At 63.8% G+C, this 18797-nt stretch carries 12 protein-coding genes; 9 read left to right on the plus strand and 3 right to left on the minus strand.

Annotated features, from left to right (window positions below; translation table 11 throughout):
* Positions 1 to 5 precede the first annotated feature (5 nt).
* The 8 genes from pimC to AB4Z51_RS36345 all read left to right on the plus strand — a co-directional run bounded on the left by pimC (position 6) and on the right by AB4Z51_RS36345 (position 11228).
* Positions 6 to 1196 carry a pimeloyl-CoA dehydrogenase large subunit gene (gene pimC, locus AB4Z51_RS36310; RefSeq protein ID WP_208088861.1) on the plus strand — a complete coding sequence of 397 codons (1191 nt, stop codon included), beginning with the start codon at positions 6 to 8 and terminating at the stop codon, positions 1194 to 1196.
* 163 nt (positions 1197 to 1359) lie between these two features.
* Positions 1360 to 2502 (plus strand): pimeloyl-CoA dehydrogenase small subunit, encoded by a 1143-nt coding sequence (gene pimD, locus AB4Z51_RS36315; RefSeq protein WP_441499005.1) that lies wholly within the window; start codon positions 1360 to 1362, stop codon positions 2500 to 2502.
* Positions 2503 to 2665: 163 nt separating this feature from the next.
* Positions 2666 to 3439 (plus strand): SDR family NAD(P)-dependent oxidoreductase, encoded by a 774-nt coding sequence (locus AB4Z51_RS36320; protein WP_354118853.1) that lies wholly within the window; start codon positions 2666 to 2668, stop codon positions 3437 to 3439.
* Between the two features lie 265 nt (positions 3440 to 3704).
* A complete protein-coding gene (gene glpK / locus AB4Z51_RS36325) occupies positions 3705 to 5210 on the plus strand; it encodes a glycerol kinase GlpK (RefSeq protein WP_354244597.1) in 1506 nt (501 codons plus the stop codon).
* Between the two features lie 122 nt (positions 5211 to 5332).
* Positions 5333 to 7780, plus strand: coding sequence for a penicillin acylase family protein (locus tag AB4Z51_RS36330; protein WP_441499006.1), 2448 nt, complete (start codon positions 5333 to 5335; stop codon positions 7778 to 7780).
* A 215-nt stretch (positions 7781 to 7995) separates the two neighbouring features.
* Positions 7996 to 8589 (plus strand): GNAT family N-acetyltransferase, encoded by a 594-nt coding sequence (locus tag AB4Z51_RS36335; protein ID WP_441499007.1) that lies wholly within the window; start codon positions 7996 to 7998, stop codon positions 8587 to 8589.
* A gap of 95 nt (positions 8590 to 8684) precedes the next feature.
* Positions 8685 to 10454, plus strand: a complete 1770-nt coding sequence (locus tag AB4Z51_RS36340) for a caspase family protein (RefSeq protein ID WP_441499008.1) — start codon at positions 8685 to 8687, stop codon at positions 10452 to 10454.
* A 144-nt stretch (positions 10455 to 10598) separates the two neighbouring features.
* On the plus strand, positions 10599 to 11228 hold the full coding sequence (locus AB4Z51_RS36345; RefSeq protein WP_441499009.1) for a glutathione S-transferase family protein: 630 nt from the start codon (positions 10599 to 10601) through the stop codon (positions 11226 to 11228).
* A 12-nt stretch (positions 11229 to 11240) separates the two neighbouring features.
* Here AB4Z51_RS36345 and AB4Z51_RS36350 read toward each other — a convergent pair whose 3' ends face one another.
* The 3 genes from AB4Z51_RS36350 to metF form a co-directional block, all read right to left on the minus strand.
* The gene (locus AB4Z51_RS36350; protein ID WP_441499010.1) at positions 11241 to 12029 is read right to left on the minus strand and encodes a hypothetical protein; all 789 of its coding nucleotides are present in this window, start codon (positions 12027 to 12029) and stop codon (positions 11241 to 11243) included.
* A 540-nt stretch (positions 12030 to 12569) separates the two neighbouring features.
* A complete protein-coding gene (metH, locus tag AB4Z51_RS36355) occupies positions 12570 to 16418 on the minus strand; it encodes a methionine synthase (protein ID WP_441499011.1) in 3849 nt (1282 codons plus the stop codon).
* Between the two features lie 7 nt (positions 16419 to 16425).
* Positions 16426 to 17367, minus strand: a complete 942-nt coding sequence (metF, locus tag AB4Z51_RS36360) for a methylenetetrahydrofolate reductase [NAD(P)H] (RefSeq protein ID WP_208088852.1) — start codon at positions 17365 to 17367, stop codon at positions 16426 to 16428.
* 399 nt (positions 17368 to 17766) lie between these two features.
* Between metF and AB4Z51_RS36365 the strand changes: the two genes are divergently transcribed.
* A complete protein-coding gene (locus AB4Z51_RS36365) occupies positions 17767 to 18780 on the plus strand; it encodes an LLM class flavin-dependent oxidoreductase (protein WP_208088851.1) in 1014 nt (337 codons plus the stop codon).
* Positions 18781 to 18797 lie beyond the last annotated feature (17 nt).

Here is an 18797-nt window from a genome sequence, read left to right on the forward strand (position 1 = left end):
ATCCGATGGATCTCGCATTCACTAGGGAAGAGCAGGCGTTTCGCGAGGAAGTGCGATCATTCTTCCGCGACAACGTACCGCCGGATACGCGGCGCAAGCTGGTCGAGGGCCGTCACCTCTCGAAGGACGAGATGGTGACGTGGTGGCGCATCCTCAACAAGAAGGGCTGGGGCGTCAGCCACTGGCCGAAGCAGTATGGCGGCACCGGGTGGACCTCCGTGCAGCACTACATCTTCAACGAGGAGCTGCAGTCCTATCCGGCGCCGCAGCCGCTCGCCTTCGGCGTCAGCATGGTCGGTCCTGTGATCTACACCTTCGGCAACGAAGAGCAGAAGAAGCAGTATCTGCCGCGCATCGCCAATGTCGACGACTGGTGGTGCCAGGGCTTCTCCGAGCCCGGCTCCGGCTCCGATCTCGCCTCGCTCAAGACCAAGGCCGAGCGCAAGGGCGACAAGTGGATCATCAACGGCCAGAAGACCTGGACCACGCTCGCCCAGCACGCCGACATGATCTTCTGCCTCTGCCGCACCGACCCCTCCGCCAAGAAGCAGATGGGCATCTCCTTCATCGTCTTCAGCATGAAGTCGAAGGGCGTCACCGTGCGTCCGATCCAGACCATCGACGGCGGCGTCGAGGTCAACGAGGTGTTCTTCGACGACGTCGAGGTGCCCATCGAGAACCTGATCGGCGAAGAGAACAAGGGCTGGGACTACGCCAAATTCCTGCTCGGCAATGAGCGCACCGGCATTGCCCGGGTCGGCGTCTCCAAGGAGCGGCTGCGCCGCATCCGCGATTTGGCCGGCAAGGTCGAATCCGGCGGCAAGCCGATCATCCAGGACGCCGCATTCCGCGAGAAGCTCGCCGCCTGCGAGATCGAGCTGAAGGCGCTCGAGCTGACGCAGCTCCGTGTCGTCGCCGACGAAGGCAAGCACGGCAAGGGCAAGCCCAATCCGGCGTCCTCGGTGCTGAAGATCAAGGGCTCCGAGATCCAGCAGACCACGACCGAGCTGCTGATGGAAGTGATCGGTCCGTTCGCAGCACCCTACGACGTGCACGGCGACGACGGCTCGAACGAAGCCATGGAGTGGACCGCCCAGATCGCGCCGAGCTACTTCAACAACCGCAAGGTCTCGATCTACGGCGGCTCCAACGAGATCCAGCGCAACATCATCGCCAAGGCGGTGCTGGGGCTGTGAGTCAACAATGACGGTGTCGTCCCCCGCGAAGGCGGGGGACCCAGTACGCCGCGGCGGTCGTGAGTACGGCAGGCGGCTGCGTCTACTGGATCCCCGCCTTCGCGGGGATGACGTCTGAGGATGAGGCGACGGCAGGGCAATTCCCGCCGATTTGGAGAGAAACATGGATTTTGATCTGAACGAGGAGCAACGGCTTCTCAAGGAAAGCATCGACGGCCTGCTGACCGATTCCTACGATTTCGAGAGCCGCAAGAAGTACATGAAGGAGAAGGGCGGCTGGAGCCAGGCCGTCTGGGGCAAGCTCGCCGAGCAGGGCCTGCTCGGTCTGCCGTTCACGGAGGCCGATGGCGGCTTCGGCGGCGGCGGTGTCGAGACCATGATCGTGATGGAAGCGCTCGGCAAGGCGCTGGTGCTCGAGCCGTATCTGGCAACGGTCGTGATCGGCGGCGGCTTCCTGCGCCACGCCGGCTCCGATGCGCAGAAGGCCGCGCACGTGCCTGGGATCATCGACGGCAGCAAGACGCTCGCCTTTGCCCAACTCGAGAAGAACTCGCGCTACGATCTCTTCGATGTCTCGACGACGGCGAAGAAGAAGGGCGACGGCTGGGTCATCGACGGCGAAAAATTCGTCGTGCTCAACGGCGAGAATGCGGAGACCCTGATCGTCACCGCCCGCACCAAGGGCGACCGCCGCGACAAGTCCGGCATCGGCGTGTTCCTGGTGCCGGCGAGCGCCAAGGGCGTGACCAAGAAGTCGTACCCGACCCAGGACGGCCTGCACGCCGCCGACATCACCTTCACCGGCGTCGAGGTCGGCGCGGATGCGGTGCTCGGCAATCCCGACGACTCGCTCGCGCTGATCGAGCGCGTCGTCGACGAAGCCCGCGTCGCGCTCTGCGCCGAGGCGGTCGGGCTGATGGACGAGTCGCTCAAGACCACGGTCGAGTACATCAAGACGCGCAAGCAGTTTGGCGTCGCGATCGGCTCGTTCCAGTCGTTGCAGCACCGCGCGTCCGACATGTTCGTCGCCGCCGAACAGGCGCGATCGATGTCGATGTTCGCGACCATGGCCGGCGATTTCGAGGATGCCAAGGAGCGTTCCAACGCCATCGCCGCCGCCAAGGTGCAGATCGGTAAGTCGCTGAAGTTCGTCGGACAGCAGGCGATCCAGCTCCACGGCGGCATCGGCATGACCATGGAGGCGAAGATCGGCCACTACTTCAAGCGCCTCACCATGATCGAGAACAGCTTTGGCGACACCGACTACCACCAGCGCCGCGTCGCGGATGGGAGCGGGTTGATCTGAGTTGATCGAGGCCACGCGAAGACTGTCATGCCCCGGCTTGACCGGGGCATCCAGTCCTCCGCGGCGGCAGTTCGTTCACCCAACTTCAGCCGCCGAGTACTGGATCGCCCGATCAAGTCGGGCGATGACATCGAGTAAATGGAATCAGCGGAGCCCAACAACAATGAAAAACACCCCGTTCGATCTCACCGGCAAGGTCGCAATCGTCACCGGCTCCAGCCGCGGCATCGGCCGCTCTTCCGCGGAGCTGCTCGCAAAGCTCGGCGCCAAGGTCGTGGTGTCATCGCGGAAAGCGGAAGCCTGCAAGGAAGTCGCCGACGGCATCATCGCGGCTGGTGGTGATGCCATCGTCATTCCCTGCAACATCGCGCGCAAGGCCGAGGTCGAGGCGCTGATTTCGGGCACGATCACGCACTACGGCAAGATCGACATCCTGGTCTGCAACGCCGCGGTGAATCCGTATTACGGCCCGCTGCTCGACATCACCGACGAGGCCTTCGACAAGATCATGGGCAGCAACGTCAAGAGCAACATCTGGCTCTCCGCGCTGGCGATCCCGCAAATGGCGGAGCGCGGCAACGGCTCCGTCGTCATCATCTCCTCGATCGGGGGCCTGCGCGGCTCGACCGTGATCGGCGCCTACGGCATCTCCAAGGCCGCCGACTTCGCGCTGTGCCGCTCGCTCGCCGGCGAATGGGGCCCGAAAGGCGTCCGCGTCAACTGCATCGCGCCCGGCCTCGTCAAGACCGATTTCGCCCGCGCGCTGTGGGAAGACGAAGCCAACCTCAAGCGCCGCACCGCCACCACGCCRCTCCGCCGCATCGGCGAACCCGACGAAATCGCCGGCGCCGTCGCCTACCTCGCCTCCGACGCGTCCAGCTTCATGACCGGCCAGACCATCGTCATCGACGGCGGCGTGACGACGGCTGCGGTGTAGCCTTCTTCCCCTCTCCCCTTGCGGGAGAGGGTGGCTCGCCGCGTAGCGGCGAGACGGGTGAGGGGTTTCTCTCCATGTGCAACCCTCTTACCGCTGAATTCGCTGAAGCATACCCCTCATCCGGCGCTTCGCGCCACCTTCTCCCGCAAGGGGAGAAGGAAGGGGAGCCGCGCGCGTTGATCCAATCTTGACCTTGCCGCCCTAATCCGCTCCCTTTGGCGCGACACAATGACCCCCTCTCAGGGAAACGCCAGGGTAAGCCGTCATGTCTTTCGTCCTCGCCATCGACCAGGGCACCACCTCGTCGCGCGCCATCGTTTTTCGCAGTGACATCTCGATTGCCGCCCGTGCGCAGCAGGAGTTTCCGCAGCATTTTCCGGCCTCGGGCTGGGTCGAGCACGAGCCGGAGGACATCTGGACCTCGACCGTCATGGTCTGCCGCGACGCGATCGAGCAGGCCGGCATCACCGCGAAGGACATCGCCGCGATCGGCATCACCAACCAGCGCGAGACCACCGTGGTGTGGGACCGCGCCACCGGCCAGGCCGTGCACCGCGCCATCGTCTGGCAGGACCGCCGCACCGCCGACATCTGCGCGAAACTGAAGCACGACGGCCGCGAGCCCGTGATCTCGCAGAAGACCGGCCTGATCATCGACCCCTATTTCTCCGGCACCAAGGTCGCCTGGATTCTCGACCACGTCCCCGGCGCACGGGCGCGTGCCGCGCGCGGCGAGCTGATGTTCGGCACCGTCGACTGCTATCTGCTCTGGCGCCTCACCGGCGGCAAGGTGCACGCCACCGACGCCACCAACGCCTCGCGCACGCTGCTGTTCAACATCCACACCGGCCAGTGGGACGACGAGCTCTTGGAGATCATCGGCGTGCCGCGCTCGATGCTGCCCGAGGTGAAGGATTCCTCCGCCCGCTTCGGCGAGAGCACGCCGGACCTGTTCGGCGGCGCGATCGCGATCTCAGGCATTGCCGGCGACCAGCAGGCCGCGACCATTGGACAAGCCTGCTTCCGCCCGGGCATGATGAAGTCGACCTACGGCACCGGCTGTTTTGCCCTGCTCAACACCGGCACCACGCCGGTGGTGTCGAAGAACAAGCTGCTCACGACCGTCGCCTATCAGCTCGACGGCAAGCGCACCTACGCGCTCGAAGGCTCGATCTTCGTCGCAGGCTCGGCGGTGCAGTGGCTGCGCGATGGCCTCGGCATCATCAAGCACGCCGCCGAGACTGGACCGCTCGCTGACCAGTCCGATTCCATGCAGAGCGTCTATCTGGTCCCGGCCTTCGTCGGCATGGGCGCGCCCTACTGGAATCCGCGCGTGCGCGGCGCGCTGTTCGGCCTCACCCGCAACACCGGCCCGGCCGAGCTCGCGCACGCCGCGCTGGAGAGCGTGTGTTACCAGACTTTCGACCTCTGGGCCGCGATGCGCGCGGACTGGCCGAGCTCGGAAGTCGCGAGCGTCGTGCTGCGCGTCGACGGCGGAATGACCGCCTCCGACTGGACCATGCAGCGCCTCGCCGATCTCTTGGACGCGCCGGTCGACCGTCCTGTGATCCAGGAGACGACGGCGCTGGGCGCGGCCTATCTCGCCGGCCTCCAGGCCGGTGTCTATCCCGAGCCGACGAAGTTTGCCGACAATTGGCGGCTCGAGCACCGCTTCAAGCCGAACATGAGCCAGGCGACGCGCGAGCGGAAGCTCGCCGGCTGGGCGCGCGCGGTGAAGGGCGTGCTCGCGAGTGACGAAGGAGAGGGATAGGCGGATGTCGTAGCCCGGATGGAGCGAAGCGCAATCCGGGGTTTTCTCCACGAGTAAGATTCCCGGATTACGCTTCGCTCCATCCGGGCTACGGACTAAAATAACAACAACGGGAGAAGACAATGAACACGGATCTCAACCGGGTCATCCAAAAACTTTGCGGCGCAGCGATCTGCGCCGCGCTGCTGACCTCGACAGCCATCGCGCGCGAGAAGGCGAACCCGCTSGGAAGCGCGCGGCAGCTCAAGACCGACGTCGCCGGCCTCGACGCCCCCGCCCAGATCCTGGTCGACGTCTGGGGCATCCCGCACATCTATGCCGGCAACGAGCACGACCTGTTCTTCCTGCAAGGTTTCAACGCCGCGCGCGACCGGCTCTGGCAGATCGATCTCTGGCGCAAGCGCGGCCTCGGCCTGCTCGCAAAGGATTTCGGCCCGGCCTATGCCGAGCAGGACAAGGCGCTACGGCAGTTCCTCTATCGCGGCGACATGAACGCGGAGTGGGCGGCCTACGGTCCCAAGGCGAAGACCTATGCGGACGCGTTTGTCGCCGGCGTCAATGCCTATGTCGCCGATGTGCGCGCAGGAAAACGTCCGCTGCCGATCGAGTTCAGGATCGCCGGCACTATGCCTGATCCGTGGACGGCGGATGACGTCGTCCGCATTCGCAGCCACGGCCTGACGCGCAATGTCGCCTCCGAGGTCAAACGCTCGCTGGTCGCCTGCGCGGCCGGCCTCGATGCCGATCGTTTCCGCGTCAAGCTCGAGCCGGCATGGACCACGAAAGTCCCCGATGGTCTCGACCCCTGCAGCGTGCCGAAGGCCGTGCTCGCGGCCTACGATCTCGCGACGCGCCCGGTGGCCTTCGCGGCGCCGAAGGACAAGCAGGCCGCACTCGCGCACGATCCCGACAAATACCTCACCGAGGCCGACCAGCAGCGCGACACTATCGGCTCCAACAATTGGGTGATCGCGGCCTCGCGCACGGCGACGGGCCGCCCGATCCTCGCCAACGATCCGCATCGCGAGCACAGTGTGCCTTCGCTGCGCTACATCGTCGGCCTCAATGCGCCGGGCCTCTCCGTGATCGGCGCCGGTGAGCCGGCGCTGCCCGGCATCTCGATCGGCCACAACGGCACCATCGCCTTTGGCCTCACCATCTTCAACGTCGACCAGGAAGACCTCTACGTCTACGAGCTCAATCCGCAAAACCCCAACCAGTACCGCTACGGCAATGGCTGGGAGGACATGCGCATCGTCCACGAGACCGAGCAGGTCAAAGGCGAGGCCGATCGCGACCTCGAGCTGAAGTTCACCCGCCACGGTCCCGTCATCTTCGTCGACGATGCGAACAAGCGCGCCTTTGCGGTCCGCTCGATCTGGTTCGAGCCCGGTACCTCGGCCTATTTCGGCTCGTCCGACTACATGACCGCGAAGGACTGGAACGGCTTCCTCACCGCCATGCGGCGCTGGGGCGCGCCGTCGGAGAACCAGGTCTATGCCGACACGCGCGGCAATATCGGCTGGGTCGCCGCCGGCAAGACACCGCGTCGCGCCAACTTCGACGGCCTGATGCCGGTGCCGGGCGACGGCCGCTATGAGTGGCAGGGCTTTCTCTCGCTCGACGAATTGCCGAAAGCCTATCAGCCCAAGCAGGGCTTTCTCGCCACCGCCAACCAGATGAACCTGCCGGCCGATTACCCGATAGCCGAACGCAAGGTCGGCTTCGAATGGTCCGACAGCGCGCGCTGGCAGCGCATCACCGAGGTGCTTGCGGCCAACAGCAAGGTCACGCTCGCCGACGCCATGGATTTGCAGAACGACGACACCGCGATGCTGGGGCGGCGCCTCGTCAAGCTGTTGCAGCCGCTCACCTCCGACGATCCCAATGTGAAGAAGGGTCTCGAGCTGCTCAAGCCATGGGACGCGCGCGATGCCGCCGACAGCGCGGCGGCTGCCGTGTTCGAGGTCTGGATCGCCAATCATCTTGGGCCGGTGCTGCTGAAGACCACGGCGCCCAAGGCCGCCGATCTGATCGCGCCGGAGGCGTCGAGCATTTCGGCGCTGGTCGCCTATCTGGAATCTCCCGATGCGTCGTTCGGCGCCGATCCCGCTGCCGCGCGCGACCAGATCCTGCGCGACAGCCTCGGCGCCGCGGTGGCTGACGTCACGGGCAAGCTCGGGCCGGATGCCTCGACCTGGCGCTGGGGCCGGCTGCATGTCGCGAAATTCGACCATGCGCTGATGCCGCTCGCCGACAAGGCGACCGCCGCGCAGCTCTCGGTCGGCCCGCTCGCCTATGGCGGTGCCGCCAATGTGCCGCGCGCGGCCACCTACCGCCGCGCCGATTACCAGCTGTTCGCCGGCGCATCGTTCCGCATGGTGCTCGACGTCGGCAATTGGGATGCGAGCCGCACCATCAACACGCCCGGCCAATCCGGCGATCCCTTCAGCGCCCATTACCGCGACCTCGCTCCGCTCTGGGCCACGGGCCAATATGTCCCGCTGCTCTACAGCCGCCCGGCCGTCGAAGCCGCAACCGCGGAAGCGATCATTTTGACGCCGCGATGAGCGAGGCTTCACCTCTCCCCGCTTGCGGGGAGAGGTCGGAACGCCCCCGGCGATGCGAAGCATCGTCCGGCGCGTTCCGGGTGAGGGGGTACAGGTCTATCGACAGATAACGCCCGCGGAGAAAGCCCCTCACCCCAACCCTCTCCCCGTAAGAACGGGGAGAGGGGGCGCATTCCCGCTTCGATCAGCACCATGACGTCACCGAGAGGCCACCCATGATCATCCCCGACGGCTATTCCGACATCCCCGCCGGCAAGATCGCCGCGGTCGTCACCCATCTGGAGATGACCGCACCTCCCGCGCGCCGCGACGATCCTCCAGGCAGTTGGACCTTGCGCAAGGTCGACGCGCCCGCGCTTCACTGGTATCGCGATCTCCATCGCCGCGTCGGCGAGGAGTGGCTGTGGTTCTCGCGTGCGCGCCTGAATGACGGGGAGCTTGCCGCAATCGTCCACGCGCCGGGCGTCGAGGTCCATGCCCTGGTCGTGGACGGTCGCGATGAAGGCCTGCTCGAGCTGGACTTTCGCGAGGCCGGCCAGTGCGAGCTGGTCTATTTCGGTGTCACCGCCGGATTGATCGGGACGGGCGCCGCCCGCTTCCTGATGAACCGCGCGCTGGAGCTCGCATGGTCACGCGAGCTCGCCCGCGTCTGGGTGCACACCTGCACCTTCGATCATCCCTCGGCCGTCGCGTTCTACCAGCGCTCCGGCTTCCGCCCGTTCCGCCGCCAGATCGAAATCGCGGACGACCCGCGTCTCGATGGCACGGCGCCGCGGACGGCGGCGAAGCACGTGCCGATCATCGAATAGCGGCCATTGGCGTGAAGCGTGCGCTCGTGGGCGACGACGGGGAGGGTGACTTAGCTTCGTGTTATCGCTAAGAAGCTACGGTCTGGATTGGAATCATGCAGCAGTATTCGGCATATCTCCCAAAGTACGAGAAGAGCCACGCGTTAGTTATTGGTATTGACGCTTATCAGCGTGTTGGTCCGCTTTTGCATGCGGGAAACGATGCGAAGGCTGTTGCCGACGCCCTCGTCGATAAGTTTGGATTCCCGGTCAATAACGTGAGAGTTCTCTTAGACGCGGAGGCAACACGCGAAAACATTCTACGAGAGTATCTTACTTGGACAGACTCGGCCAGGATCGGACCTGACGATCGTATGGTCGTATTCTTCGCTGGACATGGCCACACTGCAACCGGACGAAGGGGCGAGATCGGCTATTTGGTCCCAGTAGATGGCGATGTAAGCGATCTTTCGACACTGGTTAGATGGGATGAATTAACGCGCAATTCCGACCTTATAGCCGGAAAACACATGCTGTTCTTGATGGACGCCTGTTATGGCGGACTAGCGTTGACCCGTTCGACGATTCCGCCGGGAGGCATGCGCTTTCTAAAAGATATGCTCCAAAGATACTCTCGGCAGGTCTTGACCGCAGGAAAGCCAAATGAGGTGGTTTCCGATGCCGGGGGGACAAGGCCGGGACATTCGATTTTCACGTCATACTTGCTTGACGGTTTGGACGGCGGTGCCAGCGTCAACGGCGTACCAGTCACCGGCCATGGTTTGATGGCGTACGTCTACGACAAGGTTGCGGGCGATCCTCGATCTTACCAGACACCGCATTTTGGTTTTTTAGATGGAGATGGAGATTTCATCTTTGATACATCTATCCTTGCTTCGGTAGAGGAGGATGGATCGTCGAATAAGCAGCCGGACATAGATATCTTTATTAAGACGCCTAACGTAGTTGCTCCTGGCCTGCAGAACGAAGATGCGGCCTCTGCGATTCTAAAGCGACTGATGGCGAATCCGAATGAAAGGATTCGGCTCAACGATTTTATAAATAGCCTCTTGAGGGAGGCTTCCACAAAACTATCGCAAAGTCATTTTTCTGCTAATACGGAAATCACCAACGACGAATTCGCAGCAAGAATCCAGCGATACGAAGATGCAGTTCATGACCTTACTACTGTGGTCATTCTGCTCGCACGGTGGGGCGACGCGGAACAGATAGGGTTGCTCGGACAGATATTTTCACGAATCGCGGATATTGAGCGGTCGAATTCGGGCTTCACTGTGTGGCTGAAGCTACAGTGGTATCCTTTGTTCTTTCTCATCTACGCGGCGGGGATGTCAGCCCTTGCTGCCAAACGCTTTGATGTATTGTTGGCCGCGCTCAACGCGACTGTATATTCGGAGGAGCGCATCTCGGGTGAGGCAATGGTGCCTGTTATTTTCCCGACGGTGGACAGCCTCACCGAGATAATCGATGACTTCAAGCGCTTGCCTGGGATGGAGAAGAAGTTCGTTCCCCGAAGCGAGCACATCTACAAGAAACTGCAACCACCCCTTGAAGACGAGCTTTTGCTTGGGCGAGGCTACGATTCGTTGTTTGACGATTTTGAGATACTCCTAGCCTTAGTTTACGTAGATATGCGAGGCGTTGAAGCTGGCGATAACAATTGGGGGCCGATTGGCCGCTTCGGATGGAAGGAGCGTGGGCGTTTGGCGCAGGACTTGGTCTATTCGAAATTTGTTGAGCGCGCAAAGGCACAAAAAGATCGGTGGGCTGCTCTTGATGCTGGTTTCTTTCAAGGCTCCAGCGAACGGTTTTCGGAAGTTGCGGATGCGTACGCAAAATTTCTTTCTCGAATAAACATGTGGTAGTTGCGACGGACGAACTCTCATACCTAACCCGTTTCATCCAGGCTGCACGATCAAAATACCTTCTGCGTCCCGCGCGCCAGCGAGAACCCGCTGCATTGCATGGATGGTCGGATCGAGCCCGGCCATGACGAGTGAGCAAAAACCATGTTCCTGGTCGGCCAATACGACTCCCCCTTTGTCCGCCGCGTCGCGATCGCGCTCCGATTCTATGGGCTCGCCTTCGAGCACCGGCCCTGGTCAACCTTCGGCGATGCCGACAAGATCGCGCCGTACAACCCGCTGCGGCGCGTGCCGACGCTGGTGCTCGACGATGGCGAGGCGCTGATCGAGAGCACGATCATCCTCGATTATCTCGATGAGCTCGTCGGGCCGGAGAAGGCGATGCTGCCGCGCGGCGGCGCCGAGCGACGAAAGCATTTGCGCATCTGCGCACTCGCCTCCGGTCTCGGCGACAAGGCGGTGAGCCTGCTCTATGAGCGCGTGCTGCGGAAGGAGCAGCTTGCGTTGTGGGTCGAGCGCTGCCAGGCGCAGATCGGCGACGTGCTCGGCGTGCTGGAGGCCGAACGCGCCGGGGTGACGACGCCGTATTGGCTGGCCGGCCGGATCGGCCACGCCGACATTGCGGTTGCCTGCGTCGTGCGCTTCACCCGTGAAGCGCATCCGCTTCTGTTCGAGCCGTCGCGCTATCCGGCGCTGTCGGCACATGCCGAACGCTGCGAGGCGCTGGCACCGCTCAAGGAGATCGTGCAGCCGCTGGCCCCGCCGAAGGGGTGAAAGCGCGGCGTCCTATCGCCTGTTGCAGGGCTTGATCTCACCCGCCGCGGACTTCAGGACGATCGGATTTGGCGACAGCCTTATGCCGAAGAACAATTGAGAGCCGGACACCTTGTCGTCCGATCCCTGGTGGGCGTCCAGCTCGAGCTTCGCCGCGATCTCGGATGTCAGCTTGGCCCGCTCCTCCATCGAAATCGTGTTGTGATATTTGATCTCGTAGACGACGTCGGCCTCCAGCACGGACCGCGTCTGGCAGACGACTCCGCCGCTCGAAAGGTTCAGGGCAATCGCGTCCTCGCATTCGGCCTTCAGCAATGCATTGCGGGTCGATATCAGCGACTCGTCGGAAATCAGGAGAATGTTGGCGTTCTCGAGCTTGAGGTGAATTGAATCAACCTGCTGCATTCCGGCGACCGTCGACAGCTTGTCCCTGACCTGCGCGGACACGTCGAGATTCTTCTCGAGCGACTGCTTCAGGTCCCGGTCCACGGTCGGTGATTTCCGGATCTTGTCGGCCAGCAGCGTGGGGTCGATATCGCATGTCGGATGCAGCTCCAGCCGGCCATCGCTCAGATATTCAATCGTGTTGATGGTGCCGGGACCGCCGAACGTGCTCGGCGGGACCACCTCGAAATATCCGGTCTCGGAGAGGATGGCCGTGATCGTGTGTTTCTTTCGCGGGAACCCGACCCAGGCTGCAACCATCACCAGGCCGATCGCGACAAAGACGAGGCTACCAAGCCAAAGCCATTTGCGACTTGCTACTTTCGCGGGCAGCACAACTGGTTTCGTTCGCCGCATGGCACGTAGCCTTTCGGACAGTCAGCCGCGGCAATCGTAGGCAGCACGACAAGGGCGATCGCGGCGACGAACAGTGCAATGAACTGGTTCATATGCTCGATCCCAAGCAAACCATCGGTTTGAAGGTAGTAGACCGATAGAGTATCGAATCAAGGTTGAGCGGACAAGTGAACGAGTTCACACCGCCCGGTTCCTGCGCGAAATTGCCGGTGAGCCGAATTCCGGACCGCGACTCGTCCTGGTGGTGTGTCAGAAAGGAGCAGGCCGCTCTTTGCGTCGCGCACTGCCGGTTGTTGCGAGGCGCAGGCGCCGTCCAGGGAGATCGTGCAGCCGCCGGCGCCGCCGAAGGAGCGAGGTCTCTACCCTCCCCTGGAGGGGGAGGGTCGTTCGCCCGAAACCCGAGCCGGGGGGGGGGAACACACACGTTTCGGTAAGGCCGAAATTCTTCAAGCCTTTCAACCCCACCTCTACTGTGCATGGGGTTGTTTTTCACTTTTTTAGTCTTGGGAAGCCAAGGCGGGCTGGGAAGCGAAGGCGGGCCTACCCCGCCCCCGCGCGCTTCTTCTGCCAGACGAGATGCACCGCGCAGGTGCAGCCGGGCGGATGCGAGGCGAGGTCCTTCGACGTCTCGTCGTTCGCGGGCGTTGCCACGAAGGCCTTGTCGGTCTGCTGCGACGGGATGTAGTTCAGCACCGGCGCGAGCCAGCGCTCGGTCTCGGCCACCGTCATGCCCTTGCGCGCGGCATAGTCCTCGACCTGGTCACGCTCGATCTTGCCGACGCCGAAATAATAGCTCTCGGGGTTCGCGAAATAGAGCCCGGACACGGATGAGCCCGGCCACATCGCAAAGCTCTCGGTCAGCTTCACGCCGGCAGTCGCTTCCGCGTCGAGCAGCTCGAACAGCGTCGCCTTCTCGGTGTGATCGGGTTGCGCGGGATAGCCGGGCGCGGGGCGGATGCCCTGGTACTTTTCGAGGATCAGATCGTCGCAGGAGAGTGCTTCGTCCGGCGCGTAGGCCCAGAACTCGCGGCGCGCGCGGGCGTGCATGCGTTCCGCAAAGGCCTCGGCGAGGCGGTCGGCCAGCGCCTTGCACAGGATCGAGGAGTAGTCGTCATTGGCCATCTTGAAGCGGTCGGCGACCACGTCCTCGCCGATGCCGGCCGTGACGACGAAGCCGCCGACATAGTCGGGCACGCCGGCGGGCGCGACGAAGTCGGCGAGCGCGGCGTTGAACCGGCCCTCGCGCTTCTCGAGCTGCTGGCGCAGCGTGTGCAGCGTCGCGATCTGCTTGGTCCGGCTTTCGTCGGCATAGAGCACGATGTCGTCGCCTTCAGCGTTCGCCGGCCAGAAGCCGACCGTCGCACGCGCCCGGAACCATTTTTCCCTGACGATCAGGTCGAGCATTTTGCGCGCATCGTCATAGAGCGAGCGCGCGACTTCGCCGACCTTGGCGTCATCGAGGATGGCGGGGAAGCGGCCGGCGAGCTCCCAGGTCTGGAAGAACGGCGTCCAGTCGATATAGGGCACGAGCTCGGCGAGATCGTATTCGTCAAAGCTGCGGGTGCCGAGGAAGGTCGGCTTCACCGRCTTGTTCTTGGCAAAGTCGACCGGCACGCGGTTGGCGCGCGCGGTCGCGAGCTTCAGGCGCTTCTTGTCCGCCTGCGCGCGCAGATGCGCGTCCGAGATTTTCGCGTATTCGGCGCGCACCTCGGCGGCGTAAGCCTCGCGCTTCTCGGGCGAGAGCAACGAGGAGGCGACGCCGACGGCGCGGCTTGCGTCATTCACATGCACGACGGGACCGGCGCGATAGCTCGGGTCGATCTTGACGGCCGTGTGCACACGGCTCGTGGTGGCGCCGCCGATCAGCAGCGGCAGCTTCAAACCTTCGCGCTGCAATTCGCCGGCGAAGAACGCCATCTCGTCGAGCGAGGGCGTGATCAGGCCTGATAGCCCGACGATGTCGGCCTTCTCCGCCTTCACGGTCTCGACGATCTTGGCGGCCGGCACCATCACGCCGAGGTCGATGACCTCGAAATTGTTGCACTGGAGCACGATGCCGACGATGTTCTTGCCGATGTCGTGGACGTCGCCCTTKACGGTCGCGAGCACGATCTTGCCGGCGGAAGAGGAGCCTTCGGTGCCGATGCCGTTGGCGAGGTTGCGCGCCTTCTCTTCCTCCATGAACGGCATCAGCCACGCCACCGCCTGCTTCATCACGCGCGCGGACTTCACCACCTGCGGCAGGAACATCTTGCCGTCGCCGAAGAGGTCGCCGACCACGTTCATGCCGGCCAYCAGCGGTCCCTCGATCACGTCGAGCGGACGCTTGGATGCCTTGCGGGCCTCCTCGGTGTCCACTTCGATGAACTCGGTGATCCCATGCACCAGCGAATGCGACAGCCGCTTCGCCACCGGCCATTCGCGCCAGGCGAGGTCGGCTTCCTTGGTCTGGGTCTTGTTGCCGCGGAATTTCTCCGCAAGCGCCAGCAGGCGCTCGGACGCGCCGGGGTCGCGATTGAGGATGACGTCCTCGCACACCTGGCGCAGCTCGGCATCGATGTCGTCATAGACGATCATCTGTCCGGCATTGACGATGCCCATGTCCATGCCCGCCTTGATGGCGTGATACAGGAACACCGAGTGCATCGCCTCGCGCACCGGCTCGTTGCCGCGGAACGAGAACGACAGATTGGAAACGCCGCCGGAGATATGCGCGTGCGGCAGGTTCTGGCGGATCCAGCGCGTCGCTTCGATGAAGTCGACGCCGTAATTGTTGTGCTCCTCGATGCCGGTCGCGATCGCAAAGATGTTCGGATCGAAGATGATGTCCTCAGGCGGGAAGCCGACGCGGTCCACCAGGATGTCGTAGGCGCGCTTGCAGATCTCGGTCTTGCGCGCGAACGTATCGGCCTGGCCGACTTCGTCGAACGCCATCACCACCACCGCTGCGCCATGGCGCCGGGCGATCTTCGCCTCGTGAATGAACTTCTCCTCGCCTTCCTTCATCGAGATCGAATTGACGACCGGCTTGCCCTGCACGCATTTCAGGCCGGCCTCGATCACCGAGAATTTCGAGGAATCGACCATCACGGGGACGCGGGCGATGTCCGGTTCGGCGGCGACGAGGTTGAGGAAGGTCACCATCGCGGCTTCCGAATCCAGAAGCCCTTCGTCCATGTTGACGTCGATGATCTGCGCGCCGTTCTCGACCTGGTCGCGGGCGACCTGCAGCGCGGCGGTGTAGTCGCCAGCGGTGATCAGCTTGCGGAAGCGAGCGGAGCCGGTGACGTTGGTGCGCTCGCCGACGTTCACGAACGGGATGGCGTCCGTCAGGATGAATGGCTCGAGACCGGAGAGGCGCAGCCGCGGTTCGATTTCCGGCACGATGCGCGGCTTGTGCGGGGCGACGGCCGCCGCAATCGCCGCGATATGGTCCGGCGTGGTGCCGCAGCAGCCGCCGACGATGTTGACGAGGCCGTCGCGCGCGAATTCGCCGACCAGGCGCGCCATGTACTCCGGGGTCTCGTCGTACTGGCCGAATTCGTTGGGCAGGCCGGCGTTCGGATAGGCGCACACCAGCGTGTCGGCGACGCGGCCGATGTCGGCGATGTGGGCGCGCAGATCTTCCGCGCCGAGCGCGCAGTTGAAGCCGATGGTGACGGGCTTTGCGTGTCGCACCGAATTCCAGAATGCCTCCGGCATCTGGCCCGACAGCAGGCGGCCGGATTTGTCGGTGATGGTGCCCGACACCATCACGGGCACGTCGATGCCGCGCTCTTCGGTGATTTCGGCGATCGCATAGAGCGCCGCCTTGGCGTTCAGCGTGTCGAAGATGGTCTCGACCAGCAGCAGATCGACACCGCCGTCGAGCATGCCGTTGATCTGCTCGCCATAGGATTTGCGCAAATCGTCGAACGTGACGGCCCGGTAGCCGGGGTTGGAAACGTCGGGCGAGATCGAGGCGGTGCGGTTGGTCGGGCCGATGGCACCGGCGACGAAGCGGGGCTTGCCGTCCTCGGCCTTGACGCGCCTTGCGGCGTTGCCGGCGAGGCGGGCGCCTTCGCGCGCCATCTCGTAGACGATGTCGGTGAGGTCGTAATCAGCCTGCGCGATCGAGGTCGTCGAGAAGGTGTTGGTCGCGACGATGTCGGCGCCGGCGCGCAAATAGGCGGCGTGGATGTCCTCGATCGCCTGCGGCTGGGTCAGGATCAACAGGTCGTTGTTGCCGCGCAGGTCGCGGTGGAAATCCTTGAAGCGCTCGCCGCGGAAGGCGGCCTCGTCGAACTGCAGGTTCTGGATCATCGTGCCCATGGCGCCGTCAAGCACGAGGATGCGCTCGCGCGCGGCATTGAGCAGGGCAGTTCGCTTCGGAGAGGGAGTTACGGTCATTGTCTTCTTACGCCGCCTTCTGCGCGCTCTTGGCGCGGATGCCGAGCAAATGGCTGATCGCGAACACGAGATCGGCGCGGTTCATGGTGTAGAAATGGAAGGTGTCGACGCCGCGCTTGGCCAGCTTCTGCACCTGGCCGGCTGCAACGGTCGCTGCCACCAGCTTGCGGGTCTCGGCGTCGTCGTCGAGGCCGTCGAATTTCTCCGCCAGCCAATTCGGCACGGAGGTGCCGGCGCGGGTGACGAAATTGCGGGCCTGCTTGAAGTTGTGCATGGGCATGATGCCGGGCACGATCGGGATGTCGATGCCCCGGGCACGGACGCGGTCGAGGTAGCGGAAGTAGAGGTCGTTATCGAAGAACACCTGCGTGATCGCGCGCGTCGCACCCGCATCGACCTTGGCCTTCAGCGTGTCGATGTCGGCGTCGAAGTCGCGCGCTTCAGGGTGCTTCTCGGGATAGGCGGACACGGACACTTCGATGTCGCCGTGCCGCTTCTTGATGCCCGCAACGAGGTCGGCAGAACTCTGGTAGCCGTCGGGATGGCTGGAATAGGGCGTGCCGATGCCGCCGGCGGGATCGCCGCGCAGGCCGACGATGTGGCGGACGCCGACCTCGTGATAGCGGTCGACGATCTCGTCGATCTCCCCGCGCGAGGCGCCGACGCAGGTCAAATGCGCGGCCGGCAGCAGCGCGGTTTCCTTGAGGATGCGGGTGATGGTCGAATGGGTGCGCTCGCGGGTCGAGCCGCCGGCCCCATAGGTCACGGAGACGAATTTCGGGTCGAGCGGGGCGAGCCGGTTGATGGTCTCCCAGAGATTGCGCTCCATCTCTTCCGTCTTGGGCGGAAAGAACTCGAAGGAGATCGCAGGCCGCTTCGAGGAGAGGTGCCCGGTTTGGAGGTGCCCGTCTTGCCCTTCGGCTCGGGCAGGCGTCGTCAGATCAGTCATCGCACCACTCACTCCAGGGGCTCGTCCGGCTTTCGGCGGCCGGCAGTCAGGTCTCGATTGGATGTGGGCAAGATAAGCCAAAGCGGTCGCACTCGACAGCCCATCGGTGATGGGAAGTGGCCCACTTTCACCGGTAACGGTGGAAATATTGAACGGATGAGGGTGTGAGGGGGAAGTGCGTAGATTTGACAAAATATTATATAAATCAATAAATTGCAGCTGTTTTGGCGGCGAGCAGGAGCAAATAAGGGGTGTGGGCAGTGTGAAGATGGTGTTGCTGCACCAAATCTTGTCCCATCACCTCAACCAGCCTTGCCGTGCGGGCTCGCTGCCTGCACACGCCAGACCTGCGCAGTCTGCCCATTGCCGCCGCGCCGGCCTTCACTACCTTAGCGCGCCATGATCCCGCTCTCAGTCCTCGACCTCTCCGTCGTCACCACAGGTACAAAACCCGCCGCGGCGCTGCGCAACAGCATCGATCTGGCGCGCCATGTCGATGGGCTTGGCTATGTCCGCTACTGGCTCGCCGAGCATCACAACCTCGCCTCGGTGGCGAGCCCGGCGCCCGACCTGATGATCGGGCAGATCGCGGCGGTGACGAAGCACATCCGCGTCGGCTCCGGCGGGGTGATGCTGCCCAACCACGCCCCGCTCGTGGTGGCCGAGCGCTTCAAGATGCTGGAGGCGCTGTTTCCCGGCCGCATCGATCTCGGTCTCGGCCGCGCCCCCGGCACCGACGGCGCGACCGCCTACGCACTGCGCAGCCGGCTCGACCGCCGCGAGGGCGACGACTTCCTGGAGCGGCTGCACGAACTGATTCTGTGGGAGACCCGCGAATTTCCCGCAGGGCACCCCTACAACAACGTGGTCGCGATGCCCGACGACACCAAGCTGCCGCCGATCTGGCTGCTCGGCTCCAGCGATTATTCCTCGGAGCTCGCCGCGCAGGTCGGCATGGGTTTCGCCTTCGCCCATCATTTCGCATCCCATGACGCGATCGATGCGATGGTGCATTACCGCAACCGTTTCCAGCCCTCGGCCTGGAGCGCGAGCCCGCGCGCGATCCTCGCCGTCGCCGTCATCACGGCCGACACGGATGAGGAGGCCGAAAAGCTCGCCACCTCGTTCGATCTCAACCGCCTGCGCCGCGACCGCGGGCAATATCTGCCGCTGCCGAGTGTCGAGGAGGCGCTGGCCTATCCCTATACGGACGCCGAGCGCATTTCGATCTCGCGCAACCGTTCGCGCCTCTTCGTCGGCAATCCGGCGACGGTGCAGAAGAAACTGCAGCCGTTGATCGATGCGAGCAAGCCGGACGAGTTGATGGTGATTACGGCCGTGTACGACCACGACGCGCGTAAGAAGTCGTATTCGCTGCTGGCGGAGGCGTTCGGGCTGAAAGCGGCCGCGTAAAGCTCTCGTGCCCCGGA

Source organism: Bradyrhizobium sp. 2TAF36, assembly GCF_052114925.1.
In the GTDB taxonomy this organism is placed as follows: Bacteria; Pseudomonadota; Alphaproteobacteria; order Rhizobiales; family Xanthobacteraceae; genus Bradyrhizobium; species Bradyrhizobium barranii.